This window comes from Serratia sp. LTN-2, from assembly GCF_059740205.1.
Genome location: NZ_JCAXDO010000012.1, coordinates 92,799 through 117,203, shown reverse-complemented (window position 1 = coordinate 117,203; position 24,405 = coordinate 92,799). Strand labels below are relative to the sequence as shown.

Sequence of the window (24,405 nt, the reverse complement as noted above, 5' to 3'; positions counted from 1 at the left end):
CGTTAACCATGCAAGAGTCCGCCCCTGAACACACCTTCAAAGGCAATCTCAGCGTCCTCGACGTGGTGATGATCACCGCGTCCGGCGTGACGCCGGCCAGTTCGATCTTCGTCATCGCCCCGCTGGCGATCGCCAGCGCCGGCAGTGGCGCCTTTCTGTCGTTCCTGATCGCCGCCTGCGTCGCCGCCACCATCGCGCTGTGCTATGCCGAGCTCGGCGCCGCACACCCGAGCGCCGGCGGCGAATACAGCATCATCAAACGCCTGTTCGGCACCCTGTGCGGGCTGCAGACCTACCTGTTTATCCTCAGCGCCTCGCTGTTCGTGCCGGCGGTGCTGGCCACCGGCGCGGTGCCCTACCTGAACACCGCGCTGGGCACCCAATTCGACGCCTCGACCGCCGGCATGCTCACCGTGCTGGTCGGCGGCATCTGCGCCATTTTCAACATCAAGGCCAACGCCCTGCTGACCGGCGCTTTCCTGGTGGTGGAAGTAGCGGTGCTGGCGCTGATCGCCTGGCTCGGCTTCAGCCACCCGCATCAGAGCACGGAGATCCTCACCGCGCCGGTGATGCTGGACGCGCAGGGCAGCCTGGCGCCGGTGTCGCTGCCGCTGATCGTCGCGATGGTCGGGGTCGCGCTGTTCTCCTACAACGGCTACGGCGCGGCGGTGTACATGGCGGAGGACATGCGCGAACAGGGTAGACCGATGGCGATGGCGATCATGCTGACGCTGGTCATCGTGGTGCTGGTGGAACTGGTGCCGTTCACCGCCCTGCTGATCGGCTCGCCGTCGCTGACGGAGATGGCCAAACAGGCCGATCCGGTCGGCTATGTGGTCACCCAGCTCGGCGGCCCGACGCTGGCGCGGGTAGTGAGCGGCGCGATTTATCTGTCGGTGTTTAACGCCATCATTGCCATCGTGGCGCAGTTCAGCCGCATGATGTTCGCCAGCGGGCGCGACGGCTTCTGGCTGCCGGCGTTCAACCGGGCGCTGAAAATCATCCATCCGCGCTTCGGTACCCCCTGGATCGCCACCCTGCTGTTCGGCGTGCCGTCGGCGCTGCTGGCGTTTTGCTCCGATCTCGAATCGCTAACCTCCTTCACCGTGATCCTGCTGCTGCTGGTGTACATCATCATGGCGATCGCGGCGCTGATCAGCCGCCGCCGCCGCCACTTCCACCATCCTTACCTGATGCCGCTGTGGCCGCTGCCGGTGCTGGCGGCGCTGCTGTGCTGCCTGTACGTGCTGTGGACGATTTTGATCGCCAGCAGCCTGAAAGACTTTATTATCATTGCCGGCATCGTCGGCTTCGGGCTGGCGCTGAACCATCTGCGCGGCCGCCAGACGGCGCCCCTCGCCGCCCCCTCAATAGAAGGAGAATAACCATGACGCAGCGCGCTCAGGATCTGGGCATCACCATCGGCCAGGGCACGCCCGGCCCGCTGAACGCCATCACCGACGTGCCCGGCGTGCGCGTCGGCCATGCCAGCATTCATGCCGATTTGGCGGACGGGCGCAGCGTGCGCACCGGCGTGACGGTGATCGAACCGCGCCCCGGCTCCGCCCGCCACGCGCCCTGCTTCGCCGGCGTGCACGTGTTGAACGGCAACGGCGACGCCACCGGCCTGGAATGGGTGCGCGAAGCGGGCCTGCTGACCAGCCCGATCGCCTTCACCAACACCCACAGTGTGGGCGTGGTGCGCGATGCGCTGATCGCGCTGGAACGCGAAACGCTGCCCGCGGGCGACAACGCGGTGTACTGGAATATGCCGGTGGTGATGGAAACCTTCGATGGCCTGCTCAACGACATCAACGGCTTTCACGTCAAGGCCGAGCACGTGCGCCAGGCGCAGCAGGCGGCCCGGGGTGGCTTGCCGCAGGAAGGCGCGGTCGGCGGCGGCAGCGGCATGATCTGCCATGAATTCAAAGGCGGCAGCGGCACCGCGTCGCGCCGCCTGCCCGCCGATCAGGGCGGCTGGACGGTGGGCGCCATCGTGCAGGCCAACCACGGCAAGCGCGAGTCGCTGCTGGTGGGCGGTTACCCGGTGGGCCGCCATCTGGGGCATATCCCCTCGCCGTTCACGCCGCAGCTGCCGCATCCCGGCATGGGCTCCATCGTCGTGGCGCTGGCGACCGACGCGCCGTTGTTGCCGCACCAGTGTGCGCGCCTGGCGCAGCGCGCCAGCATCGGCATCGCCCGTACCGGCGGCGGCACCGAAGATTCGAGCGGCGATATCTTTATCGCCTTCGCCACCGGCAACGACGGCTTGCCGCCCGCCGACTACGCCAATAAAGGCGCTTTCACCACGCCGCTGCGCATGGTGAACAACGACTATATTTCAGCGCTGTTCGCCGCGGCGGCGGAAGCGGTAGAGGAAGCGATCGTCAATGCGCTGCTGGCGGCCAATAGCGTCAGCGGCAACGGCCATCGGGCGGAAGGGCTGAGCGCCGAACAGCTGGTGACGGCGCTGGAGAAGGCCGGCTGGCGGCGATAAAAAAACGGGGCGCGGGGATTAACCGCGCCCTGCTTATCAGGATTCGCCGCCCGGCTTGGGCGTCGGGTAATCGTAATCCAGCTTCAACGGCTCGGCGTAGACGCTGTTCCACAGCTGTTGATACAGCTGGTCCAACCGCCCGCTCATCGTCGCATTGTGCAACACCAGCTCCAGATTGCGCGAGTTGTCCAGATAGCCGCCGGTCCAGTTGCTGGTGCCCACCCAGGCAATCTCATCGTCGATGGTCATCAGCTTGCTGTGGATCACCCGGGCAAACGGAATGAAACCGCTGCTGGCCGGGGGAATGGTCACCACTTTGATCTGCACGTTCGGCACCAGCGCCAGGCTCTTGAGCCAGGCGATGTCCGGCTTTTTGGTGTTCCAGTTGGCCACCATCAGCTCGATCTGCACCCCGCGCGCCGCCGCGCCGCGCAACGCGTTGTCGATCACCGCATAAAAGGGACGACTGCGCTCCGGACCGAAAGACAGCGGCGCGTAATCCATCACCTGCACCCGCACCCGCCGCTTGGCGCCGGCCAGCAGGCGCGGCAGCTCAGCCTGCGAGTCGATCACCCCTGCCGGGTTGTAGGCGCGCGGGCTAGCCACCAGATAGTCGCCCTGCGGGGGCGCGGTCGGCGGCGCATCGGGCAGCGCCGGCACCGGTTTATCCTGCGCCAGCAGCGCCTGCGCCTGCCAGTCCTGTTCGAAGATCGCCTGAATTTGCCCCACCACCTTGGCGTCGCTGATACGCAGCCCGGTTTCGTGAATATGCTCCAGCGCGCGCCAGTCGAAGTTCTGGCTGCCGACAAACGCCTGTTCGCCGTCCACCAGCAGATACTTGGCGTGCAGGATGCCGCCACTCAGCTTCTGGTAAGGAATGATGCGCAGCTCCAGATTGGGGATCGCCTTCAGCTGTTCCAGCGTCTCGGCGGTGGAGTTGCGGATGCCTTTCTCCTCCATCAGGAAACGGATTTTCACCCCGCGCTCACCGGCCGCCTTCAGGCGCTGCAGCACGCCGTCCAGCAAGGAGCCGTCCTGATTCGCCACGTAAAACTGCCCCAGATCGATGCGGGTTTTCGCCGCGTCGAACATCTCGCGCCACACCTCGGCGGTGTTGCGCAGGTCGTCGGCCTGCAGCGCAGTTTCTACCGGTGCGGTATACACCAGCTCATAACCGGGAATCGCAAAACGCGCCGCAGCGCTCTGGCTCAACATCAACAAACAACCGCCCCACAATGCCGTATAAAGGCGGCCGAACGGCCGCCGTGTTGGATGGCCATTAGGCATAGCGCGGCGCCCCGCTGTCAACCCATTGTTCACCGCTGCCGCTCTCCGGGCGGCTGGCCGGTTGACCGGCGCGGATCAGCAGCACCTTCAGCAGCTCGTTGATGCGCTCCATGCGGCTCTGCAGGAAGTTGTTGGCCACCAGGCACAGCAGCGCGATGGCGATACCGAGACCAGTGGCGTACAGCGCGGTGCCCATCCCGGCCGACACCAGGCTCGGCTCGGAGACGCCCGAGGCGGCCAGCGCCTTGAAGGTTTCGATGATCCCCATCACCGTGCCCAGCAGCCCCAGCAACGGCGCGGCGGTGACCACGGTTTCCAGCAGCCACAGGCCGCGCGCCATCGGCGGCTTGCTCAGCAGATACTGGGCGTCGATCAGATCGCCGATCGCCTCGCGATCGCCGGCGCGGTGTTTCTGCGCCAGCACCGGCGCGATCACCGCCATCGGCAGGCTGTTGCGCTGGGTCAGCTCGTCCGGCAGATCGGCCGCGCGGCGCACGTCCGGCGTCAGCGCCTGCTCCAGCCGGCGCGCCTGGCGCTGGGTATAGGCGAAGTACAGCGTGCGTTCGATGATGATCACCAGCGCGATCGCCAGCGCGGCGTACATCACGTAGAAAATAATGTCGTGCAACAGATTGGCGTCCATACAGGGCTCCTCTGCCCCGCCGCCCGGCAGGCGGCAGGGCGTTCAGTTAAAAGGTGGCTTCCAGCGAGACGCTGAAGGTGCGTTCTTCGCCGACGTTGTAATACGGGGTGCTGGCCTTCACGCCGCCGTAAGGCGCCGCGTTGAAGGTGGTGGTGCGCACCGAGGTCAGGTATTCCTTGTCAAACAGGTTGCTGATGCCAAAGCGCAGCGCGGCGCTTTTGACGATTTTTTTGTCCACCGGCAGATGCACCCCCGCCGCCAGATCGAACACCGTGCGGCCGCCGATCTTCTCGTCGTTGGTCAAGTCGCCGTAGAACGCGCTGACGTACTTGCCGCTGACGCTGCCGTAATAAAGCCCGTCGTCATAACCCAACGTCATATTCAGCAGGTTTTTCGGCACGTTCGGCACCTCTTTGCCGGAGGTCGGCAGCGGCAACCCGTTGCTGACAATGTCGCTCTTCTGCTTCGACTCGGTGTAGGTATAAGAGGTGTAGTAGTTGAAGTTATGCGGCAACTGGCCGCTCCACTCCAGCTCCAGCCCTTTGTTCTCCACGTTGCCGATGTTCATCATCTCGTAGTCGCCCGACGAGTTGGTGGTGGAGATCTGGCGATCGCTGTAGCGCATGTAGAACAGCGTGGCGCTCAGCAGCATGTCTTCCTGCTGGAAACGCCAGCCCAATTCATGGTTCCAGCTCAGTTCCGGCTTGGTGCTGAGCGAGTCGCCGGCGTTGTACAGCACGTAGTTCGGCGGCGTGCGCATGTTGCGCGTCAGGTTGTAGAACACCTGATTTTCCTGGTTCACCTTATAACTGGCGCTGAAGTTCGGCAGAAACTCATGGTACTTGGCGTTTTTGCTGTCCGGCCGCTCGGTCAGGCTGCCATACCGCTGTCCCTTGCGTTCAACGTATTGATAGGCCAACCCACCGACAAAGGTCCAGTCCGGCGTGGCGAACCAGGTGTCCTGCAGCCACACCTTCTGCGCCGGGGTGATGGTGTACTGATTGCGCCCCTGTACCGTCTTACCGTTGGCGTCCTTCACCTGATCGGAACCGCCCGGTTTGCCTGAGATTTGCGCCGGATTGCCATCATCTTTGATGCTGATGAACGGCTGGGTCTGCAGCTGGCGCGCGCGCTCGTACCAGTAGCCGACGTCCAGGCTGTGTTGATCGTTGATGTCCCACTTCAGCTTGGTGGTGATGCCCGGCCGCCAGGTTTGGGTCCACGACGGGCGGTAATAGGTATTGGACTGCAGATTGCTGAGGTCATACTGACCGGCCTTGCTAGAGGTGCTGGACAGCACCGACGCCGTCTGGCCGTTGAAACTGCCGCCGTTGCCCCAGTAGTAATAGGGTTGCAGAGTCAACGACAGGTTGTCGCGCAGCTGCAGCTTCTGGCTGAACGACAGGGTGAAGGTTTCGAACGGGTTGCGCTCGATCTTGTAGTACTTGTTCAACTGCCCTTTGTTGTTGTACTCCGGCGTGGTGACGTAGTCGGTGTCACGTCCGTCGTTTTGGAACTGCGCCTTGCTCAGGGTATTGTAGTTGGTGTTGTTCTGACGGTTATACTTCATGATCAGGTTGCTGCTGTTGCCGTTGCCGTCTTCATACAGCGAGTTCATCTCGAACTTGTCGGAGTACAGCCGGCCCTCGCCGCGCCACTTCTTCGCCTCGGTGTGCGAATAGGAGAGCCAGTTGCTGAAGCCGTTGTACTCTCCGGTCTCGAGGCGGGCGAAGGTTTTGCTCAGGCTGTTGCTGCCCAGCGTCTGCTTGAGGAAACCGCCGAAGTCTTTCGCCGGGCGGCGCGTCACCAGGCCGATGTTGCCACCGCTGGAGCCGATGTGCGGGCCGTCCGCTTCGGAAGATCCCTGGGTGACGAACACCTCCTCCAGGTTTTCCGCGTCGCCCAGCAGGTTCGGGTACACCGCGTAGTTGCCGGAGTCGTTGATCGGAATGCCGTCCATCGACAGGCCGATCTGATCCGAGTTCATGCCGCGCATGGTGTAGTCCACGCCGCTCAGGCCGCTGGCGTCGTTGCTGTTGACGTTCAGGCCCGGCGTGTATTTCAGCTTATCGATGGCGTTCCCCGCCGCCGGCATTTTGTCCATCGCTTCTTTGGTGACGGTGGAGCGCGCCTTGGCGCTGTCGTCCTGCACCATCATGCCGCCGCCGAGCGACTGCCCCTTGACGCTGATGGTGCCGACATCGGTGGCGTCGGCCGCCAGCGCGGCGCCCGGCAGCATCGCCGACATCACCGCCAGATAGATCCCAGAACGATTAAACGATTTCATGGTGTGCATCCCTTAAAAATCAAACGATTAACCCTTGCGCTAAGGCGCCTGATAATTGAACGTTGCGGTAAATCTTTTGGTTGTTTGCCCGGCGAACGCCTCGCTCGGGAACGGCTTCACTGAACTGATGCTTTGCAGGCTGCTCATCGCCGCGCGGTTCAGCAGCATGCTGGCGGCTTTGTTGGCGATGCCGGAAGAGAGCACCCGCCCGCTGCGATCGACCTCCAGCCACACCTCGACGTTGCCCTGCGGGCGCTCGAGCGAGGCCTGACGGCCGGTCGGGTAGCGCTTGCGCTGTTCCAGCTCGCGGCGCAAGGCCAGCAGATAGCCGTTTTCAATCGCCTGCGCGTTCACCTTCGGCGCCGCGGGGGCAGCCGGCGCGGGCTGCGCCGCCGGTTTGCTGACCAGCGCGCGCGGCGCGGCTGGCGCCGGCGTCGGTTTAGGCTTTTCCACCGGTTTGGCTTTCTCTTTTACCGGTTTCGGTTTGGGTTTCGGCTGCGGTTTCGGCACCGGCTTGGCTTCCACGATCGGTTCCGGCGCCGGCACCACCGGCTCGGGAATCGGCTCCGGCTCGGGCGGCGGCGGTTCGGGCTGGGGCTCCGGCGGCGTTTCCGGTTGAGGTTCAGGCGCCGGTTCAGGCTCCACCAGCGCCAGTTCGATGGCGGTTTCGTCGTAGCGCGGCTGGATCTTCAGCGCCGCCTGCTGGCTGGCGAACAGCAGGCAACCGGCGACAATCAGCGCCGGCAACCAGCTGAAAAGATGACGTGAGCGATAGAGCAGATACATGTCACAGCTTCCGTGTCGCGATGGAGACGGAGAAGAAACCGCCCTGGCGCAGGTTGTCCATGACCGCCACCAGCCGCTCGACCGCCACGCCTTTATCGCTGTTGACGATGATGGTGGTGGTCTGGTTGGCCTGCTGCTGTTGCTTCAGCGTGTTGACCAACGCGTCGAGCGCGATCGGCTGGCCATCCAGCTGCAGCTGCTCATCAGCCCCCAGCGTAATGATCGCCTTCTTCTGCGGTTTCAGCTGCTGCGCACTGCCGGCGGACGGCAGCTGCGTTTTCAGCCCGAGCGCCGGAATGACGTTCAGGCTAATCAAGACGAAAAACACCAATAAAAACATCATCACGTCGATCATCGGGATCAGTTCGATGTGCGCTTTATTCTTTTTCGGTTCGTTCCAGTTACGCATGACACTCCCTCCCAAAAGCGAAGCAGCCAATATAGGAGGGCTTTGTTTACCTTTTGTTACGCTTGTGTGATCTTATTTTCACAGTGTGGATTTTTTGCGAGAATTTTTTCAATGGTAGGAGATAACGGAAGAGATATAACTTATTAATTAATTATAGTTTTTAATGGAATAATCACAATACGGACGTACTCCCTGACCGGTAGCAGAGCCTGAAATGTGAAAATAGTGACAGCCACAGCGGGCTGCGCGGCAAAGGCGGAAAAAAGCCCCCCTTAGAGAAATCGCCTCAGCCCATCCACAATAAGGCATGATGAGTTTTCCAGCGGCGTTTCCAGTGATATCGCCTTTTTTAACCAAGAATATTCTCAATATCTGTCATAAAAATATCGACAGAAAATAAATGCTCGCATATATAACCAAACAATATTCCTCATTGGATATATTATTGCCAACAGATTATCAGCTGTTATATTTTTAAAGTGGAGTAGCGCCACAGCGTTATTCTCGGTGTTAATTAAACCCACTAAGTCACCCTTTTATTTATAAGGAATGTATATGAAAGTACTTAGTCAATATGAAGAGCAGTACGTCAGCGGTGGCGATCTGAACGCGGCCTGGGATGGGTTGCTGGATGGCGCGATGACCGGCGCGCTGATTGCAGGCAAATCCGCAGGTGCAGGCGGCTTCATTGCCGGCGCCGTCGGCCAATTGGTCGGCACTATCATCGGCGGCGTTGCAGGCGGCGTGGGGCTGGGTCTTTATGGTCTGACGCATACGCAGCAGGAAGTGGCCGACTACGCCAAACATTTCCGCGAAACTATCGGCTCCACCTCGACCTCGGTCGGCGGCAGCCTGTAAGCATTAATAAATAGTCACCCTTGCGGTGGCTATTTATTTTATTGCCGTCCTTGCCCTACGTCACCCGCTGAACGCTTTGTCACGATCGCATCCCGATATTCTTTCAAACCTGAAATTATCGCGTCGGTATTCAATTGCGAAACCATCCACGGGCTGAAACCGAAAGGCGTTAATTTTACCGCCGCCATTAAATGGTTGAGCTCGACCCACGCATAATCCGCCACTTCATCCGGATTAGCATAGAGATCGCCTTTACTATGCGCGGCAAATACCGGGCAGACCTCATTCTCCATCACGCCGGACGCGTCGGTCGCCTGATAACTGAAGGCGTCGCTCAGCAACGTTATCTGCTCTGCTTTCGTGCCCAACTCAACCTGGGCACGGCGCATCACCGCCTGCTCCAGCGCTTCTTGCGGCAAAGGGTGGCCGCAAAAGGAATTGGTCCAGACTCCCGGCCAGGCGGTTTTGCTCAAGGCGCGTCTTGTGACCAACACGTTGCCCTCTGGGGTGAACAGATAGCAGGAAAAGGCCAAATGCAGCGGCGTATGGCGCGTGTGGACCTGGTTTTTGGGCATCGTCCCGCAAGGCTGCCAGGCGGCATCAAGCAAAACGACGTCTTCATTTTTCATCATTGCCATATCCATGGACAGGCGGGCCTTTCCCCGCCTGCGGTTTCATTTCGTCAAAAGAGGAGGAATGGTCGGCACTTCCGGCGCATTATCGATATCCTGCTGAATCATACGAAACTCGGGCGGATAATGCTCCCGTTCCGTTCTGCGAGCGGGTTCGGTACTCCGCCAGGTATAAAGGCAGTGTTGACACTGGTATACCGTCCACACGCCCTTGACCGGAGAATGCGCCATGGCATCTATCTGTTTATCGGCACAACGAGGACAAATCATAGGAGCTCCTTAAGGACGGTTAGCCAACATGGCGGTTAATTTATCCACCCACAGGGCGGTTTCGGGTAAATCCTTGACCGGCTGGCTGTAGTGGCCACGCGTATCCGGAGCCACCGGCGTTGTCGCATCGATGATTAATTTGTCCGTGATCCCCGCCGGGCTCGAGCCGGGATCCAGCTCGAGCACCGACATGTTCGGCAACTGCACCAGATCGCCGGCCGGGTTGACCTTGGCGGACAGCGCCCACATAACCTGCGGCAGGTTGAAGGGATCGACATCCTCATCGACCATGATCACCATTTTCACATAGCCCAGCCCATGCGGCGTGGTCATGGCCCGCATTCCCACCGCGCGCGCGAAGCCGCCGTAACGCTTTTTGGTGGAGATGATGACGAGCAACCCGTGGGTATACATCGCATTGACCGCCTGCACTTCCGGAAACTCGGCTTTCAACTGCTGATACAGCGGCACGCAGGTGGCCGGCCCCATCAGATAGTCGATTTCTGTCCAGGGCATGCCCAGATAAAGGGATTCAAAAATTGGGCGTGTTCGGTAAGAAACCTTATCGATACGCACCACCGTCATGTTGCGGCCGCCGGAATAATGGCCCGTAAACTCGCCGAACGGGCCTTCAATCTCGCGCTTGCGGCCCTCAATCACCCCTTCGATGATCACTTCGGAACCCCACGGCACATCAAAGCCGGTCAAAGGAGCCGTTGCTATCGGATACGGGCTTTCGCGCAGGGCGCCGGCCATCTCATACTCCGACTGATCGTATTTCAGCGGCGTCGCCCCCATCAGCGTAATGATCGGGTCATTACCCAACGTAATGGCAATAGGCAAATCCTCACCGCGCTCTTCCGCTTTATGCAGATGCAGCGCGATGTCGTGCATCGGTACCGGTTGCAGACCCAGCTTGCGCTTGCCCTTCACCTCCATACGATAGATGCCGACGTTTTGCTTGCCGAAATGGGTCGGATCTTCAGGATCACGGGAAACGACACAGGCTTTATCCAGGTAGAATCCACCATCGCCGTCGTTTAGGCGAAACAGCGGCAGGATCTCAAACAGATTAATCTCCTCGCCGTTGACCTCATTCTCGGCCCAGGGCGGATTATTGCGGCGTTCCGCAGAGACAGGGAAATGATCCCAGCGGCGAATATACTCATCGATTTGCTGTTTCACCGGCGTGGTCGGCGGAAGCTCCAGGGCTATGGCGTGATTCTGCCATGACCCAAGGGTGTTCATGACCACATGCGCATGTTCAAAGCCTTTAATGTTCCTGAATGCAATGGCGGGGGCGCCTTCACCGATTCTGCCGGTGGCGTTGGCTGCCGCGGCAATATCCGGTTCCGCCTGAACCTCCTCGGTGATATCGAGTAATTGTCCGGCCTTATCCAGCGCCGCTAAATAACTTCGCAGATCGTCATAAGCCATATTTAATCCTCCTCGGTGTCAGTGGTTTTTTGGCCATTCTTTTTTAATCCGGCCCAGCGCTTTGCCCGGCCGTAATCAATGCCAAATTGATCCAGAACCCGTGCGACAATATGAGCGGTGACGTCATCGATATGAGTAGGATGGTTATAATAAGCGGGCATTGGCGGCACCAATGACACTCCTAATTTCGAGAGCGCGAGCATATTTTCCAAGTGAATGGTGCTCAGTGGCGTTTCTCTGGGAACCAGCACCAATTTCCGCCCTTCTTTGATAATCACATCCGCCGCTCGGCCAATAAGACCCTCGGCATAACCAGCTCGAATACCCGCCAACGTTTTCATGCTGCAGGGAATAATGATCATGCCGTCCGTATGAAAAGAACCTGAAGATATCGTGGCGGCCTGATCGGCAGAACTGTGTGTCACATCAGCCATCGCCATCACCTCATGCACGGTGAAGTTTGTTTCGAGTTCAATGGTCGTTTTGGCCCACTTACTCAAGATCAAATGCGTCTCTATCCCCTCGATGGCCTTCAGCGCCTGAAGCAGCGCCGTGCCTAGCGGCGCCCCGGTCGCCCCCGTCATCGCGATCACCAGTCTCATGCAACACCCCACAAAGTTCGTATACGAACTATATATCAAATCTAGTCCCGAGATGGCGATAAAACAAGTGGGCGAGATGTAACTGTTCGTAAGCGAACGATCTATCAAGGCAAGTATCTCTTACCGGCCGGTTTTGTTATATTGATATTATTACTCGCTTTTTTCCTCGCTGGGATAAACGTATGAACAGAACGCTGGCCAATACTTTTTTCCATCTCATCCGTGAGCTGCTTCAGGATCATAGTGCCCAATGGCAAAAATCGCTTCCTGAACTCAGCAAACAGCAATATTCCATTCTGGCCACCGTTTCAGAAACTCCGGGCATTGAACAAGTCGAATTAATGGAAGCGGCGATCAGCAGTAAAGCCGCGCTGGCCGAATTGCTCAGCCGCATGGAAGGGAAAGGTCTGTTAAAACGGGAAGCCGGCGAACATGATAAGCGCCGCCGATTTATTTACCTGACGCCAGCAGGGCAGGCGCTGTTCGAATCCAGCCGCCCCATTGCCGACGCGATTGATAATAGATATCTCGAACGGGTCAATAAAGACCAACATGAATCGGCGCTTTTCGTTTTAAAGACGATGATAGGGAAGCAATAAATTCGCCGCGCCAACAGCGTGCGGCTGGAAGCATAAAAAAAGACGCCCGCGGGCGTCTTTTTTATCTCGTTCACTGCAGCCTAAGGGCGATCAGTTCACTTTCACCGGCATGCCGGAACGGGCCTTGATCGCCGCGTCTACTTCGCTCTGATTGACGCCGGCGTCCATCAGCACTTTGCCGACCGGGGCGGAGATAGTCAGCGGCACCGGATCTTTGGATTGCAGCTGCTCTTCGTTGGCCGACAGCGGGTTGTGCACTTCCACGTAGCGCGAGCCGTCCGGTTCCACGGTGGCTTTCATCGGTTCGTTGATGAACTGCACGCGGGTGCCGACCGGCACGTTCTGGAACAGGTACTTGATATCGTCGGCGCGCAGGCGCACGCAGCCGTGGCTCACGCGCAGACCGATGCCGAAGTTGGCGTTGGTGCCGTGAATGGCGTACAGACGGCCGACATACAGCGCGTACAGCCCCATCGGGTTATCCGGGCCGGCCGGGAACACCGCCGGCAGGATTTCGCCTTCTGCCGCATATTCGGCGCGCATTTTGGCGGTCGGCGTCCAGGTCGGGCCATCTTTCTTGCGTTGAACGGTGGTGGTCCAGTTCAGCGGGGTGTCTTTACCCAGCTGGCCGATGCCGATCGGCAGCACCACCACGGTGTTGGAGCCTTTCGGGTAGTAGTACAGACGCATCTCGGCGCTGTTGATGATGATGCCGTCACGCGGCGCGTCCGGCAGGATCAGCTGCTGCGGGATGGTCAGGGTGCTGCCGGCCTTCGGCAGGAACGGATCCACGCCCGGGTTGGCTTCCAGCATGTTGCTCAGCCCCATCTGATACTGGGCGGCGAAGCTTTCCAGCGGCAGTTTGCTGTCTTCCGGTACGGTGATTTGGATATTCTCGCCCACCAAGCGGCTGTCTTTAGGCGGCAGCGGGTAAACGACGGCGAAGGCAGCCTGGCTGAATGCAACCAGTGCCGTAAACAGGGTTAATAACGCGCGAATGCTCATTTTCATCTTCGTGTTGGTCAAGGCCACTGGCGATTATGGGTATCGGTTTCTACGGCCACCTTGCCCCGATGAATTTCAGCCGGCAGCCAAGCGCGCTGCGGCCTGAAAGACCAGGGGGATTTGACCGGATGCGCATTATATGTGCACATCAATCAAAGTGTGAACCATTACCGATGTAATATCGCAATTTTTTGTAACCTGACGCGCCACGAAGGCGATTTTTTGCGAGAACCGCCGCCTAACTGGCGGCAGCCAACGCCTCCACCCGCCGGATCGGGATCAGATACTCACAGCGGATCGCCGCGCCGCCGAGCGGGCTGCTGCCCTCCTGCGCCGGGTAGAAACGCTCGATATCCTGCCCTGGCCGGCGAATGGCATTCATCTGCGGCATCGCGGTGTCATAAAGCCGGACGATAAAGTTTTGTAACCCTTCGACCTGCCCCTGATAGGTAAAGCGAGCGTACTCCCCCTGTTCGATGAGCACCCGTTCCCCCACAGCCCCTTCGTCCGGCAACGCGGCGGTGTAGGCCATGCGCGGATTGCCGCGCCGCTGCCTGTCGATCTCCAGGCTGGTGAGGCCATACATCACCTCCGGCAGCGCCTGCGGCCGCAGCAGTTGCCGCCAGGCGTGGCGGCGCAGCTCGCACTTGGAGGCCGCCAGCTGCCCCAGCGTGCAGTGGCGGCGTTGAGTGTGCCCCACCAGCTGCATCGCGGGCAGCGTCACGATTTCCGCCTGCGGCAACGGCGCTTCGGTCAGCCGCAGCGGCGGCTGCAGGCCATAGCTCGACCAATCCTGACTGCGGCGATAGCTGGCCGGCGGCAGGCCGAACTGCTTGCGAAAGCAACGGGTGAAGGTCTGCTGCGAATCGAACTGGTAAGTATCGGCGATGCAGGCCACGCTGGTGCCGGTCAGGCGCAGTTCGCGCGCGGCGGCGGTCAACCTTCTGCGGCGCGCATAGGTGCCGAGGATATGGCCGGTTTGCTGTTTGAACATCCGCTGCAAATGCCACTTCGAGTAGCCTGAGCGGGCGGCGATATCGTCCAGCGTCAGCGGCTGATCCAGGCTCTGCTCGATCCAGGCCAGCAGTTGTTCAATCACCTGTTGCTGATGCATGGTATTCCCCTTATTTGATCAATAACGTCTGCGCCAGCACCCGGCCAGCGGCTTCGTCGGCGGCCACCAGCACCGGATAGCCCCAAAACTTGGCGCCATATTCGGCGAACTCTTCCGCCGCCGTGCGTTTGGCGTCGTCCGGCTCCAGCATGATCATGCCTTTCACCCATAGCTTCAGCGCCTCGCGGTTATCGCGTTTCCACAGCGCCACCTGAGTGCGGGCATCGCGATCGTGCCCCTCTTCTTCTTCATCGCCGACGCTGCGGTCGGTCATCAGGACGAACGGCTCGGCGCGCGCCAGCAGCGCGCTGAATTCGGCCAGATCGGCCTGGGTATCGCGCCCGCTGCGGCGCATCCACACCAGCGGAAAATCGGCGGTATCCAATGACATAATCAGTTTCCTCACGAAAGGGTTTAGCACTGGCGCTTACTTTATCGGCAGCGGCGCTAGACCACATTGCGCAATCAGGACATAATACTTTTCAATTCCGCCAAATTGAGAATTGTTCTCATGAAAGTACAGATCCCCCGCCACTGTCTGGATATCGATCAGGTGCCGCGCCCGCTGTTTGCCTTGCAAGGTTCCACCCTCGAGCAGGACTGGGAAGTCGAGCCGCACCGCCATCAGAAGGCGCAGCTGATCTACACGGTACGCGGCATGATCCGCTGCGAAGTGGAAAACGGCCTGTGGCTGGTGCCGCCGCAGTGCGCGCTGTGGATGCCGGGCAACGTGTTGCACAACGCCCAGGGCGCCGGCTCCACCGAGGCCTACTGCCTGTTCGTCGATCAACATGCCGCCGCCGGTCTGCCGCAAAACTGCTGCACGCTGTCGGTCTCGCCGCTGCTACGCGAGCTGCTGCTGCAGGCCAGCACCTTCGAGCCGCTCTACGACGAACAGGGCGCCGAGGGGCGCCTGACGGCGGTATTGCTGGACCAGCTGGCGGCCGCACCGATCGAGAACCTGCACCTGCCGGTGTCCGACGACGCGCGCATCCGGCAGTTGACCGAAGGCATGCTGAGCAGCCCGGCGGACAAATCCACCCTCGGGCAGTGGGCGCAGCGCATCGGCATGAGCGAGCGCTCCCTCAGCCGCACCTTGCAACAGCAGATGGGCATGAGCTTCGGCCACTGGCGGCGCCAGCTGCACGTGATGCTGGCGCTGCAGCGCTTGACGCAGGGCGAGAGCGTACAGACGGTGGCGCTGGATTTGGGCTACGAGAGCGCCAGCGGCTTCGTCACCATGTTCAGAAAGGCAGTGGGCAAACCGCCGGCGCGCTACCTGGCGGAGCGCAACGCCTCTAGAGAAACCCTGGGCGGCGCGATAACCATGTGAAAAAGCCGGCGCAGGCGCCGGCTTGGAGCAGGTGAAAATCAGAAGTCGTAGAACACCGTAATCCAGGTGGAGTCCGGCTCATTGTCGCTGCTGTTGGCCAGCGTGCGCTCCACATACACCGACAGACCGTAACCGATGGTGGTGCCCGCGCCGAGGTAGACGTGGTTGGCGTGATACGCCTCGTCACCCTTCAGCCGCAGCGAGTCCGCCGCCACGTAAGGCTGGATCGATTTGAGAAACGGCTTGTCGATATTGAAGGTGTAACCGACGAAGCCTTCCAGCCCGTAGCCGTCGCCGGCGAAGAAATGCGACAGCGTGCGCTGGCGGGTGCTCGGCACATAGTCTTTGTAGTAGCTGGCGGTGCCGACGATGTACCAGTTGTTCGGCTGCCAGGTTAACGCGGTGCCGGACAACTGCTGGTGATAATCTTTTTCGCTGTACAGATTATCTTTGATCTTCGCATCGGTATAACTGTAGGCGGCACTGAAGGTGAAGTCTTTCGTCACCTTATAATCGAAGCCCAGCCCGCCGCCGCCCTTGCGGCGATAAATCAGGTTATCCGCGGTGTGCAGATCGTCTTCCGGCAATAAATAGTTGGCGTACAGCGTCACCGGCCCAAAATCATTGGTGTACTTGATGCTGTTTTTCGGTTTATTGCCGCCGTCGTAGTCGCCGGAAATACCGATGCCGGTGCCGCCCGCATGGCCATCGTTATCCCAGACGTCGCTTTTGATGCCGACCACGGAATAATAGATGCCGTATTGATGGCCGTAGGTCAGGGTGCCGTAACGATCGTCTTTAAAACCGGCGTACAGCTGGCGCTGATAGTCACGCTTGCCGTCTTCGTTATAGTGCCCGTCCCAGCTGAGCGCGTGCGCCAGATCGACGCCCCACTCGTAATAGCCGATGATCGAGGTGTCCTGCGTCAGCGCATAGTCGCCGCTGAAGCGAAAGCGCGTGCCGCCGTCGTGGCCGTTTTTGTCATAGCCCGGCTCCGGGCCGTTATTGAAGATCCACTCGGGGCGAATGCTGCCGCCCACCTTTAAACTGAGCGGCGCCAGCAACACATTGCTCTGCGGGTTTTTATCCAGAATGGTGATCTCGGCCTGCGCGCCGGCGGAAATCGCCGACAGCAAGACGCCGCCAATGACGATTGGCGTTGTGGTTTTTCTCATTATTACCCCTGCCCTAAAAAGAATTATTTTTATAAATACGGTGGTCTTAAGCCACGCCAAAATAATTACCCGATGTGAACAGCGCACGCAAGATATAAAAATTTACGCCATAACCTGCCATTATTTCAGGTTGGATTTAATTTCAGCAAAAACGTGTTCACCTGTAACATGGAGAAAAACAATGTAATAACTGCAGCACGAAATAAACCAATCCGCACGTTTCATCCAAAATAACCCGGCGTGATTATCTGGGAATAATGATAGCAAATAACAAATAAATATTATTGCCGCAGGTAAACCGTCACGCGAGGGAATTAATTAAAGGTGGGAAATAACGACGGAGCGCATTGCGCGCTCCGGGGAAAATCTCACTACTGCGCCAGCCAGCCGCCGTCCATGTTCCAGGCGGCGCCGCGCACCTGCACCGCCGCATCGCTGCACAGGAACAGCGCCAGCTCACCGAGCTGCTCAGGCGTGACGAACTCTTGCGAAGGTTGCTTCTCCGCCAACAGCTCATCGCGCGCCCGCTGCGGCTCGGTACCGGCGGCGATGCGTTTGTCGATCTGCTGCTGCACCAGCGGCGTCAGCACCCAGCCGGGGCAGATGGCGTTGCAGGTGACGGGCGTGCGGGCCGTTTCCAGCGCCAGCGTCTTGGTCAGCCCCACCACGCCGTGCTTGGCCGCCACATAGGCCGACTTGTCTTTCGACGCCACCAGCCCGTGCACCGACGCCACGTTGATGATGCGCCCCCAGTGGCGCTCGCGCATGCCCGGCAGCGCCAATCGGCAGGTATGGAACACCGCCGACAGATTGATGGCGAGGATGGCATTCCATTTCTCCACCGGGAACTGATCCAGCGGCGCCACGTGCTGAATGCCGGCGTTGTTCACCAGAATATCCACGCCGCCGAACTCGCGTTCGGCATAGTGCATCATGTCCGCTATCTGGGCCGCATCGCCGAGGTCGGCACCGTGATACCCCGGCGCGGTGCCCAGCCGGGCGACCTGCGCTTGCGCCTGCTCCACTTCGCCGAAGCCGTTGAGGATCACGCGCGCGCCGGCGGCGGCCAACACGGACGCTATTCCGAGGCCGATGCCGCTGGTCGAGCCGGTCACCAGCGCGGTTTTGCCTTGTACACTCATGGTATCGCTCCTTTAAACAATGCCGGTCAGGTAGAACACGCCGATCACGAACAGCACCGCGGCGCTCTTAATCAGGGTGATGGCGAAGATGCCGCCATAGGCCTGCCGGTGGCTGAGGCCAGTGATCGCCAGCAGGGTGATCACCGCGCCGTTGTGCGGCAAGGTGTCCATGCCGCCGCTGGCCATCGAGGCCACCCGGTGCAGCACTTCCAGCGGGATATGCGCGGCGTGGGCGGCGGCCACGAAATTATCGGCCATCGCCGCCAGCGCGATGCTCATGCCGCCGGAGGCCGAGCCAGTGATGCCGGCCAGCAGGGTGACGCTGATCGCTTCGTTCAGCAGCGGATTGGGGATCGCCGACAGCGCCTGCGACAGCACCAAAAAGCCCGGCAGCGCGGCGATCACCGCGCCGAAGCCGTATTCGGAGGCAGTGTTCATCGCCGCCAGAATTGCGCCGCCGACCGCCGTCTTGCTGCCTTCCGCCAGTCGGCCGCGAATATTGCCAAAGCCGAACACCACCACCAGCAGAATACCCGACACCAGCGCCGCTTCCACCGCCCAGATGGCGGTGATCTTCGCCACGTCGGTGGTGATCGGCTTGGCCAGCCCCGGCAGCGTCAGCTCGTGGCTGGCGCCGTACCACTGCGGGATCCAATGGGTGAAGGCAAGGTTGAATACCCCGACCAGAATCAACGGCAAGATGGCGATCAGCGGATTCGGCAGGTTGATATCGTCCGGGGTTTCCGGTTCGTTCAGCAGCTCGGTGCCGTACCCTTCGCCTTTCAGCTGCGCCTTGCGCCGCTGGCGTTCAAGATACAGCAGACCGACCGCGATGATGAACAGCGAGCCGATCAGCCCCAGCCAGGGCGCGGCCCAGGCATTGGTGCCGAAGAAGCTGGTCGGGATGATGTTTTGGATCTGCGGCGTGCCGGGCAAGGCATCCATGGTGAAGGAGAAGGCGCCGAGTGCCACGGTGGCCGGGATCAGCCGCTTGGGGATGCCGCTCTGGCGGAACAGCTCGGCGGCGAACGGATAGACCGCGAACGCCACCACGAACAGCGACACCCCGCCGTAGGTCAGCAGCGCGCACACCAGCACGATCACCGGAATGGCATGACGCCGGCCGAGAATGCGGATCGCCGCCGCGACGATCGAACGGGAAAAACCGGACAGTTCAATCAGCTTGCCGAATACCGCCCCCAGCAGGAACACCGGGAAATAGAGCTTCACGAAGCCGACCATTTTCTCCATAAACAGCCCGGTGAAGGTCGGCGCCACCGCGCCGGGGTCGGTCAACAGCACCGCGCCCAGCGCGGCGATCGGGGCGAACAAAATCACGCTGTAGCCGCGGTAGGCGGCCAGCATCAGTAATCCCAGTGCTGCCAGGGCAATCAAAACGCTCATCGGACACCTCGCTATCGTTGTTATTGTCAGGTACGGAGTGCGAAATTACGGTTTCAGCGCAAAGCGCAGCTGATGCGCCCGGCGCCGTTGAATGCGTTCCCTGCGTGCTTCATCCCACAGATAAAATCCCCGGCCGCTGCGTTGGCCGCTATCGCCGCGCTGCAGCCGCTGTTCCACCAGCGCCATCATCTCGTCGCCGGTCGCCAGTTCCGGGAACAGGTGGCGGGCGATGTCCGCCACCGTCGCCAGCCCGGTCATGTCGGCGGCTTCAAGCGGGCCGACCATGGCGTAGCGCCGCCCCAGCGAGGCGCGCATCACCTGATCCACCACCTCGGCGCTGGCGATGCCGCTGTGTACGATGTGCAGCGCCTCGCGCAGCACCGCAAACTGCAGCCGGTTGCCGACAAACCCCGGCGCGGCGCGCTCCAGCAGCACCGCCTCAAGATCCATCTCGCCGAGCAGCGCCTGCACCGCCGCCAGATGACGCGGTTCGGTGGCGCTGCCGGGCACGATCTCCACCAGCGGGATCAGGTGCGGCGGGTGCCAGAAATGGGCGAGCAGCAGGCGCTGCGGATGGGTCATGCGCGCCGCCAACTCGTCCGGCGGCAGGCCGCTGGTGTTGCTGGCGATCACCGCGTCGTCGGCGATCACCCCCTCCAGCTGCTCATACAGCGCATGCTTCAGCTCGAGCCGTTCCGGGATCGCCTCGATAAGCAGCCGGGCGCGCGCCACCTCGTTCAGATCGCCGGTCACGCACAGCCGCGCCAGCGCCGCGTCGCGCTCATCGTTATCAAACTGCCCGACGTCGCTCAGCTCGGCCAGAATGCCGCTCGCCACCACCGGCGCTTCCGCCAGGCGCTGCGGATCCGGGTCATACAGCAGCACCCCATGGCCGTGGCGGATAAAATGGGTGGCGATGCCCACCCCCATCAAGCCGGCGCCCAGTACCGCATAGTCAGATGACTGCATCGTGCCTCCTCGGTTGTTTACGGGCGCTCTACCGCCAGCGCCACGCCCTGCCCGCCGCCGATGCACAGCATCGCCAGCCCCTTGTTCACCCCGCGGCGCTGCATTTCGAACAGCAGCGACACCAAAATGCGGCAGCCGGACGCGCCGATCGGATGCCCCAGCGCGATCGCCCCGCCGTTGACGTTGACCCGCTCCGCATCCCAGCCCAGTTCTTTACCCACCGCCAGCGCCTGCGCGGCGAAGGCTTCGTTGGCTTCGATCAGATCGACCTCCTCCAGCCGCCAGCCGGCTTTTTCCAGGCAGCGGCGCGCGGCCGGCGCCGGGCCGATGCCCATGATCGCCGGATCGACGCCCGACGAGGTGTAACCGGCGATGCGCGCCAGTACCGGCAAGCGCAGCGCGGCGGCTTTTTCCGCGCTCATCAGCAGCACCACGGCGGCGCCGTCGTTGAGCGACGAGGCGTTGCCGGCGGTCACCGTGCCCTCCTTGCGAAACGCCGGGCGCAGCCGCGCCAGCGCCTCCAGGCTGGTGTCGCGCGGCTGTTCGTCGTGCTCAACCCGCAGCGCCTCCCCCTTCGGCTTCGGCACCGTCACCGGCGTGATCTCCTGCGCGAAACGCCCGGCCTGCTGCGCCGCCTGCGCCTTCTGCTGCGAGCGCAGCGCGAACCTGTCTTGTTCTTCTCTGCTGATGGCGTATTTCTCCGCCAGGTTTTCGGCGGTGATGCCCATGTGATAGTCGTTGAACGCGTCCCACAGGCCATCGTGGATCACGCTGTCCACCATCTGCGCATGACCGAGGCGCAGACCGGCGCGCGCACCGGCCATCAGGTAAGGCGACTGGCTCATGCTCTCCTGGCCGCCGGCGATCACCGCCTCGGCGTCGCCGCTGCGGATCGCCTGCACCGCCAGATGCACCGCCTTCAAACCGGAGCCGCACACCTTGTTGATGGTCAGCGCCGGCGTCGTAACGGGCAGCCCGGCGTTCAGCGCGGTCTGGCGCGCCGGATTCTGCCCGCAGCCGGCGGTCAGCACCTGGCCGAGGATCACTTCATCGATCTGCTGCGGCGCCACGCCGCTTTGCGCCAGCAGCCCTTGCACCGCCGCCGTGCCCAGTTCCACCGCCGTCAACGGCGCCAGCGCGCCGTGAAAACTGCCGACCGGCGTGCGCGTCGCCGCCACGATCACCACTTCACGTTGTTGCACATTCACCTCCCGTCTCAGAAACGCATTTCCGGCACTTGCTCCGGCACGATCAGCCGGCCGGCGGTTTTGGCGACAATCTCCGCCACGCTGACGCCCGGCGCGCGTTCGCGCAGCACGAAGGCGCCGTCTTCAATTTCCAGGTAGGCCAGATCGGTCAATACCTTGCGGATACAGCGGGCGCCGGTCAGCGGCAGCGTGCAGCGCGGCAGCAGCTTGGACTCGCCCCCCTTCGCGGCGTGGGTCATCACCACGATGATGTTCTCCGCTCCCGCCACCAGATCCATCGCGCCGCCCATGCCCTTGACCATCTTGCCGGGGATCATCCACGAGGCGATGTTGCCCTCGACGTCCACTTCAAACGCCCCCAGCACGGTCAGATCGACATGGCCGCCGCGGATCATGGCGAACGACTGCGCCGAATCGAAGATCGACGCGCCGAGGCGCGCGGTGACCGTCTGCTTGCCGGCGTTGATCATGTCGGCGTCCAGTTGCTGCTCGGTCGGGAACTCGCCCATTCCCAGCAGGCCGTTTTCCGACTGCAGCATCACGTCCATGCCCGCCGGCACGTAGTTGGCCACCAGCGTCGGGATGCCGATGCCCAGGTTGACGTAGTAACCGTCTCTCAGCTCTTGCGCTACGCGCTGCGCCATTTGTTCACGGGTAAGCATGCGAATTCTCCTTATGCCCGCAGGGTGCGTTGTTCGATACGCTTCTCGAAGGTGCCCTGGATCAGCCGATCGACGTAGATGCCGGGGGTATGGATCGCCGCCGGATCCAGTTCGCCCGGCGCCACGATCTCTTCCACTTCCACCACCGTGATGCGCCCGGCGGTCGCCATCAGCGGATTGAAGTTCTGCGCGGTGTGGCGGTAGATAACGTTACCGAAGTGATCGGCCTTCCAGCCTTTAACGATGGCGAAATCGCCGGTGATGGCGGTTTCCATGATGTAAGGGCGGCCGTTGAACTCGCGCACCTCTTTGCCTTCGGCGATCGGCGTGCCGTAACCGGTGGCGGTGAAGAACGCCGGGATACCGGCGCCGCCGGCGCGGATCTTCTCCGCCAGCGTACCCTGCGGCGTGAGATCCACCTCCAGCTCGCCGCTGAGCGCCTGCTGCTCGAACAGCGCGTTTTCGCCGACGTACGATCCCACCACCTTGCGGATCTGATGGGTTTCCAGCAGCCGCCCGAGGCCGAACCCGTCGACGCCGCAGTTGTTGGAAACCACCGTCAAGCCGCGCACGCCGCGCCGGCGGATCTCTTCGATCAGGTTTTCCGGGATGCCGCACAGGCCAAAGCCGCCCGCCAGCACCGTCATGTTGTCCGTCAGGCCTGCCAGCGCTTCCTGGTAGCTGCCGACGCGTTTGTCGAGCCCTGCCATATCGTTGCCCCTGCATGTTGCGGCGCAGGGCGAAATGCCCTGGCTTGCGTGAGGGCATCTTCAGGTCACAAAAATGATTTGTTAATTTTGTTTTTATGCCGCATTCATTTAGAATTTTTATTAATCAACCGTTAACCGACAATTAACAAAGAGTTAACTCCAGCCAAAATGAAAATGAGCATCAAACAGTTACGCGCGTTTTTAGCGGTAGCTCACACTCTGAACTTCGCCCAGGCCAGCGAGCGGCTGAATATTTCTCAGCCGGCGCTCAGCCTGGCGATCCGTGGGCTGGAAGACGCGCTGGGCGGGCCGCTGCTGCTGCGCACCACCCGCCGGGTGACGCTGACGCCGGAGGGCGAAAGCTTCTTCCCGATGGCGCGCCAGCTGCTGGCGGATTGGGACAACGCGGAAGAGGCGATGCGCCAGCGCTTCACCCTGCAGATGGGCAAGGTGGCGATCGCCGCCATGCCGTCGTTCGCCGGCAACCCGCTGCCGCCGATCCTCAAGGCGTTTCGCGATCGTTACGCCGGCATCAACGTGGCAGTACACGACGTCATCAACGAGCAGGTGTTTGAAATGATCCGCGAAGGCCGGGTGGAGATGGGCATCGCCTTCGAGCCGGAGCCGAGCGACACCCTGCACTTCACCCCGCTGTGCCGCGATCGCTTTATGGCGGTGGTGCCGAAGGATTCGGCGCTGGCGCGCAAGGCGCAGGTGAGCTGGAAAGAGCTGCTGACGCTGGATTTCATCACCCTGCAGCGGCCATCGGCGGTGCGGCTGCTGCTGGAGCAGGAGCTGGCCCGCAGCGGCCGCACGCTGGAGGTGGCGTTTGAAAGCCACCAACTGGTAACGGTCGGGCGCATGGTGGCCAACGGCCTCGGCGCCAGCGCGGTACCGGCGCTGTGCGAGCAACAGATGGATGAGCTGGGAGCGGTCTGCGTGCCGCTGATCGGCCCGATCATCGAACGGCGCGTGGGCCTGATCCGCCTGGCGCAGCACCAACTCTCTTCCGCCGCGCAGGCGCTGGCGACGGTGATCGAACGGGAGATGGCGGGAAGTGGCGCAGAACCTGCGCTTAAACCGTAAACCCGACGTGCTTGCCGCCCGGCAGCTCAACGTCCAGGCGTAGCGTGCCGCCCATCGCTTCCACGTAGCGTTTCAAAGTGGAAATCTTCAGCTCGTTGCCGCGCCCTTCGATGGCCGCGACCGAAGGCTGGGAAATACCCAGCGTTTTCGCCAGTTCCTGTTGGGAAATATTCAGCGCTTCCCGCAGCTGGTGCAGGTGCGCTTCAAACAGCATCTCTTCGGCCATTTCCTCGATGCGCCGGCGGCTCTCCGGCGTGCGGGAGGCCAGCAGTTGCTTTAAGGTGCTCATG

25 protein-coding genes and 1 pseudogene are annotated in these 24,405 nt (G+C 61.4%); 6 read left to right on the top strand and 20 right to left on the bottom strand.

What is annotated here, in order from left to right; genetic code table 11:
* Positions 1–8 precede the first annotated feature (8 nt).
* Together AC6BYQ_RS20515 and AC6BYQ_RS20510 are read left to right on the top strand one after the other, a co-directional pair.
* Positions 9–1,385 carry an APC family permease gene (locus AC6BYQ_RS20515; protein ID WP_193843248.1) on the top strand — a complete coding sequence of 459 codons (1,377 nt, stop codon included), beginning with the start codon at positions 9–11 and terminating at the stop codon, positions 1,383–1,385.
* 2 nt (positions 1,386–1,387) lie between these two features.
* Positions 1,388–2,497, top strand: coding sequence for a DmpA family aminopeptidase (locus AC6BYQ_RS20510; RefSeq protein WP_019454933.1), 1,110 nt, complete (start codon positions 1,388–1,390; stop codon positions 2,495–2,497).
* A gap of 36 nt (positions 2,498–2,533) precedes the next feature.
* Here AC6BYQ_RS20510 and AC6BYQ_RS20505 read toward each other — a convergent pair whose 3' ends face one another.
* The 5 genes from AC6BYQ_RS20505 to AC6BYQ_RS20485 are packed head-to-tail and all read right to left on the bottom strand — an operon-like array spanning position 2,534 to position 7,909.
* Positions 2,534–3,784 (bottom strand): phospholipase D-like domain-containing protein, encoded by a 1,251-nt coding sequence (locus AC6BYQ_RS20505; RefSeq protein ID WP_063918090.1) that lies wholly within the window; start codon positions 3,782–3,784, stop codon positions 2,534–2,536.
* Positions 3,777–4,427, bottom strand: a complete 651-nt coding sequence (locus tag AC6BYQ_RS20500; RefSeq protein WP_019454931.1) for a MotA/TolQ/ExbB proton channel family protein — start codon at positions 4,425–4,427, stop codon at positions 3,777–3,779. Before AC6BYQ_RS20500 ends, AC6BYQ_RS20505 begins: the two co-directional genes overlap by 8 nt.
* 46 nt (positions 4,428–4,473) lie before the next feature.
* Positions 4,474–6,714 carry a TonB-dependent receptor family protein gene (locus AC6BYQ_RS20495; protein WP_198635781.1) on the bottom strand — a complete coding sequence of 747 codons (2,241 nt, stop codon included), beginning with the start codon at positions 6,712–6,714 and terminating at the stop codon, positions 4,474–4,476.
* Between the two features lie 39 nt (positions 6,715–6,753).
* Complete coding sequence (locus AC6BYQ_RS20490; protein WP_498057462.1) at positions 6,754–7,500, bottom strand: energy transducer TonB family protein; 747 nt, start codon at positions 7,498–7,500, stop codon at positions 6,754–6,756.
* Between the two features lies 1 nt (position 7,501).
* A complete protein-coding gene (locus tag AC6BYQ_RS20485) occupies positions 7,502–7,909 on the bottom strand; it encodes an ExbD/TolR family protein (RefSeq protein ID WP_004933244.1) in 408 nt (135 codons plus the stop codon).
* Between the two features lie 555 nt (positions 7,910–8,464).
* On the opposite strand from AC6BYQ_RS20485, the gene AC6BYQ_RS20480 reads away from it, so the two are divergent.
* Positions 8,465–8,767 (top strand): DUF5862 family protein, encoded by a 303-nt coding sequence (locus AC6BYQ_RS20480; RefSeq protein ID WP_004933246.1) that lies wholly within the window; start codon positions 8,465–8,467, stop codon positions 8,765–8,767.
* 38 nt (positions 8,768–8,805) lie between these two features.
* On the opposite strand, the gene idi is transcribed toward AC6BYQ_RS20480, so the two are convergent.
* From idi to AC6BYQ_RS20460, 4 genes are read right to left on the bottom strand one after another with little or no spacing between them, the layout of a single operon-like run.
* The gene (gene idi, locus AC6BYQ_RS20475) at positions 8,806–9,399 is read right to left on the bottom strand and encodes an isopentenyl-diphosphate Delta-isomerase (protein WP_498057461.1); all 594 of its coding nucleotides are present in this window, start codon (positions 9,397–9,399) and stop codon (positions 8,806–8,808) included.
* Positions 9,400–9,441: 42 nt separating this feature from the next.
* A complete protein-coding gene (locus AC6BYQ_RS20470; RefSeq protein WP_071532813.1) occupies positions 9,442–9,669 on the bottom strand; it encodes a non-oxidative hydroxyarylic acid decarboxylases subunit D in 228 nt (75 codons plus the stop codon).
* 9 nt (positions 9,670–9,678) lie between these two features.
* Complete coding sequence (locus AC6BYQ_RS20465) at positions 9,679–11,106, bottom strand: non-oxidative hydroxyarylic acid decarboxylases subunit C (protein ID WP_498057460.1); 1,428 nt, start codon at positions 11,104–11,106, stop codon at positions 9,679–9,681.
* A 2-nt stretch (positions 11,107–11,108) separates the two neighbouring features.
* Positions 11,109–11,708 carry a non-oxidative hydroxyarylic acid decarboxylases subunit B gene (locus AC6BYQ_RS20460; RefSeq protein WP_074055338.1) on the bottom strand — a complete coding sequence of 200 codons (600 nt, stop codon included), beginning with the start codon at positions 11,706–11,708 and terminating at the stop codon, positions 11,109–11,111.
* A gap of 182 nt (positions 11,709–11,890) precedes the next feature.
* Between AC6BYQ_RS20460 and AC6BYQ_RS20455 the strand changes: the two genes are divergently transcribed.
* Positions 11,891–12,307 (top strand): MarR family winged helix-turn-helix transcriptional regulator, encoded by a 417-nt coding sequence (locus AC6BYQ_RS20455; protein ID WP_019453258.1) that lies wholly within the window; start codon positions 11,891–11,893, stop codon positions 12,305–12,307.
* A gap of 93 nt (positions 12,308–12,400) precedes the next feature.
* Here AC6BYQ_RS20455 and AC6BYQ_RS20450 read toward each other — a convergent pair.
* From AC6BYQ_RS20450 to AC6BYQ_RS20440, 3 genes and pseudogenes are all read right to left on the bottom strand, one after another.
* Positions 12,401–13,318: pseudogene (locus tag AC6BYQ_RS20450) on the bottom strand (L,D-transpeptidase family protein); the annotation flags it as partial.
* A 232-nt stretch (positions 13,319–13,550) separates the two neighbouring features.
* Complete coding sequence (locus tag AC6BYQ_RS20445; protein ID WP_074055339.1) at positions 13,551–14,426, bottom strand: helix-turn-helix domain-containing protein; 876 nt, start codon at positions 14,424–14,426, stop codon at positions 13,551–13,553.
* A 10-nt stretch (positions 14,427–14,436) separates the two neighbouring features.
* Positions 14,437–14,817 carry a hypothetical protein gene (locus tag AC6BYQ_RS20440; protein WP_019453261.1) on the bottom strand — a complete coding sequence of 127 codons (381 nt, stop codon included), beginning with the start codon at positions 14,815–14,817 and terminating at the stop codon, positions 14,437–14,439.
* A 120-nt stretch (positions 14,818–14,937) separates the two neighbouring features.
* On the opposite strand from AC6BYQ_RS20440, the gene AC6BYQ_RS20435 reads away from it, so the two are divergent.
* Positions 14,938–15,759, top strand: coding sequence for an AraC family transcriptional regulator (locus AC6BYQ_RS20435; RefSeq protein ID WP_498057459.1), 822 nt, complete (start codon positions 14,938–14,940; stop codon positions 15,757–15,759).
* 38 nt (positions 15,760–15,797) lie between these two features.
* Here the strand turns inward: AC6BYQ_RS20435 and AC6BYQ_RS20430 are convergent, their stop codons facing one another.
* The 7 genes from AC6BYQ_RS20430 to AC6BYQ_RS20400 all read right to left on the bottom strand — a co-directional run bounded on the left by AC6BYQ_RS20430 (position 15,798) and on the right by AC6BYQ_RS20400 (position 23,029).
* Positions 15,798–16,934: a porin gene (locus AC6BYQ_RS20430; RefSeq protein WP_025159602.1), complete on the bottom strand. Its 1,137-nt coding sequence runs from the start codon at positions 16,932–16,934 to the stop codon at positions 15,798–15,800.
* Between the two features lie 371 nt (positions 16,935–17,305).
* The gene (locus AC6BYQ_RS20425; protein ID WP_019453264.1) at positions 17,306–18,076 is read right to left on the bottom strand and encodes a 3-hydroxybutyrate dehydrogenase; all 771 of its coding nucleotides are present in this window, start codon (positions 18,074–18,076) and stop codon (positions 17,306–17,308) included.
* Between the two features lie 12 nt (positions 18,077–18,088).
* Complete coding sequence (locus AC6BYQ_RS20420) at positions 18,089–19,480, bottom strand: GntP family permease (RefSeq protein ID WP_025159601.1); 1,392 nt, start codon at positions 19,478–19,480, stop codon at positions 18,089–18,091.
* Between the two features lie 45 nt (positions 19,481–19,525).
* Entirely contained in the window at positions 19,526–20,449 is a 924-nt protein-coding gene (locus tag AC6BYQ_RS20415; protein WP_498057458.1) for a 3-hydroxyacyl-CoA dehydrogenase family protein, read from the bottom strand.
* 17 nt (positions 20,450–20,466) lie between these two features.
* The gene (locus AC6BYQ_RS20410; protein ID WP_498057457.1) at positions 20,467–21,651 is read right to left on the bottom strand and encodes an acetyl-CoA C-acetyltransferase; all 1,185 of its coding nucleotides are present in this window, start codon (positions 21,649–21,651) and stop codon (positions 20,467–20,469) included.
* 14 nt (positions 21,652–21,665) lie between these two features.
* The gene (locus AC6BYQ_RS20405; protein WP_015376496.1) at positions 21,666–22,319 is read right to left on the bottom strand and encodes a CoA transferase subunit B; all 654 of its coding nucleotides are present in this window, start codon (positions 22,317–22,319) and stop codon (positions 21,666–21,668) included.
* Positions 22,320–22,330: 11 nt separating this feature from the next.
* Positions 22,331–23,029 (bottom strand): CoA transferase subunit A, encoded by a 699-nt coding sequence (locus tag AC6BYQ_RS20400; RefSeq protein ID WP_004933280.1) that lies wholly within the window; start codon positions 23,027–23,029, stop codon positions 22,331–22,333.
* Positions 23,030–23,197: 168 nt separating this feature from the next.
* Between AC6BYQ_RS20400 and AC6BYQ_RS20395 the strand changes: the two genes are divergently transcribed.
* The gene (locus tag AC6BYQ_RS20395) at positions 23,198–24,115 is read left to right on the top strand and encodes a LysR family transcriptional regulator (protein WP_498057456.1); all 918 of its coding nucleotides are present in this window, start codon (positions 23,198–23,200) and stop codon (positions 24,113–24,115) included.
* Here AC6BYQ_RS20395 and AC6BYQ_RS20390 read toward each other — a convergent pair.
* Positions 24,105–24,404 carry a helix-turn-helix domain-containing protein gene (locus AC6BYQ_RS20390; protein ID WP_019453270.1) on the bottom strand — a complete coding sequence of 100 codons (300 nt, stop codon included), beginning with the start codon at positions 24,402–24,404 and terminating at the stop codon, positions 24,105–24,107. The genes AC6BYQ_RS20395 and AC6BYQ_RS20390 overlap by 11 nt on opposite strands.
* Position 24,405 lies beyond the last annotated feature (1 nt).

Coding starts and splice junctions, on each gene's coding strand:
- AC6BYQ_RS20405 (WP_015376496.1), bottom strand. CDS start 22,319: ATGCTTACCCGTGAACAAATGGCGCAGCGCGTAGCGCAAGAGCTGAGA.
- AC6BYQ_RS20510 (WP_019454933.1), top strand. CDS start 1,388: ATGACGCAGCGCGCTCAGGATCTGGGCATCACCATCGGCCAGGGCACG.
- AC6BYQ_RS20445 (WP_074055339.1), bottom strand. CDS start 14,426: ATGCATCAGCAACAGGTGATTGAACAACTGCTGGCCTGGATCGAGCAG.
- AC6BYQ_RS20440 (WP_019453261.1), bottom strand. CDS start 14,817: ATGTCATTGGATACCGCCGATTTTCCGCTGGTGTGGATGCGCCGCAGC.
- AC6BYQ_RS20470 (WP_071532813.1), bottom strand. CDS start 9,669: ATGATTTGTCCTCGTTGTGCCGATAAACAGATAGATGCCATGGCGCAT.
- AC6BYQ_RS20420 (WP_025159601.1), bottom strand. CDS start 19,480: ATGAGCGTTTTGATTGCCCTGGCAGCACTGGGATTACTGATGCTGGCC.
- AC6BYQ_RS20435 (WP_498057459.1), top strand. CDS start 14,938: ATGAAAGTACAGATCCCCCGCCACTGTCTGGATATCGATCAGGTGCCG.
- AC6BYQ_RS20390 (WP_019453270.1), bottom strand. CDS start 24,404: ATGAGCACCTTAAAGCAACTGCTGGCCTCCCGCACGCCGGAGAGCCGC.
- AC6BYQ_RS20465 (WP_498057460.1), bottom strand. CDS start 11,106: ATGGCTTATGACGATCTGCGAAGTTATTTAGCGGCGCTGGATAAGGCC.
- AC6BYQ_RS20455 (WP_019453258.1), top strand. CDS start 11,891: ATGAACAGAACGCTGGCCAATACTTTTTTCCATCTCATCCGTGAGCTG.
- AC6BYQ_RS20500 (WP_019454931.1), bottom strand. CDS start 4,427: ATGGACGCCAATCTGTTGCACGACATTATTTTCTACGTGATGTACGCC.
- AC6BYQ_RS20505 (WP_063918090.1), bottom strand. CDS start 3,784: ATGCCTAATGGCCATCCAACACGGCGGCCGTTCGGCCGCCTTTATACG.
- AC6BYQ_RS20400 (WP_004933280.1), bottom strand. CDS start 23,029: ATGGCAGGGCTCGACAAACGCGTCGGCAGCTACCAGGAAGCGCTGGCA.
- idi (WP_498057461.1), bottom strand. CDS start 9,399: ATGATGAAAAATGAAGACGTCGTTTTGCTTGATGCCGCCTGGCAGCCT.
- AC6BYQ_RS20460 (WP_074055338.1), bottom strand. CDS start 11,708: ATGAGACTGGTGATCGCGATGACGGGGGCGACCGGGGCGCCGCTAGGC.
- AC6BYQ_RS20415 (WP_498057458.1), bottom strand. CDS start 20,449: ATGCAGTCATCTGACTATGCGGTACTGGGCGCCGGCTTGATGGGGGTG.
- AC6BYQ_RS20515 (WP_193843248.1), top strand. CDS start 9: ATGCAAGAGTCCGCCCCTGAACACACCTTCAAAGGCAATCTCAGCGTC.
- AC6BYQ_RS20480 (WP_004933246.1), top strand. CDS start 8,465: ATGAAAGTACTTAGTCAATATGAAGAGCAGTACGTCAGCGGTGGCGAT.
- AC6BYQ_RS20495 (WP_198635781.1), bottom strand. CDS start 6,714: ATGAAATCGTTTAATCGTTCTGGGATCTATCTGGCGGTGATGTCGGCG.
- AC6BYQ_RS20430 (WP_025159602.1), bottom strand. CDS start 16,934: ATGAGAAAAACCACAACGCCAATCGTCATTGGCGGCGTCTTGCTGTCG.
- AC6BYQ_RS20490 (WP_498057462.1), bottom strand. CDS start 7,500: ATGTATCTGCTCTATCGCTCACGTCATCTTTTCAGCTGGTTGCCGGCG.
- AC6BYQ_RS20425 (WP_019453264.1), bottom strand. CDS start 18,076: ATGAGTGTACAAGGCAAAACCGCGCTGGTGACCGGCTCGACCAGCGGC.
- AC6BYQ_RS20485 (WP_004933244.1), bottom strand. CDS start 7,909: ATGCGTAACTGGAACGAACCGAAAAAGAATAAAGCGCACATCGAACTG.
- AC6BYQ_RS20395 (WP_498057456.1), top strand. CDS start 23,198: ATGAAAATGAGCATCAAACAGTTACGCGCGTTTTTAGCGGTAGCTCAC.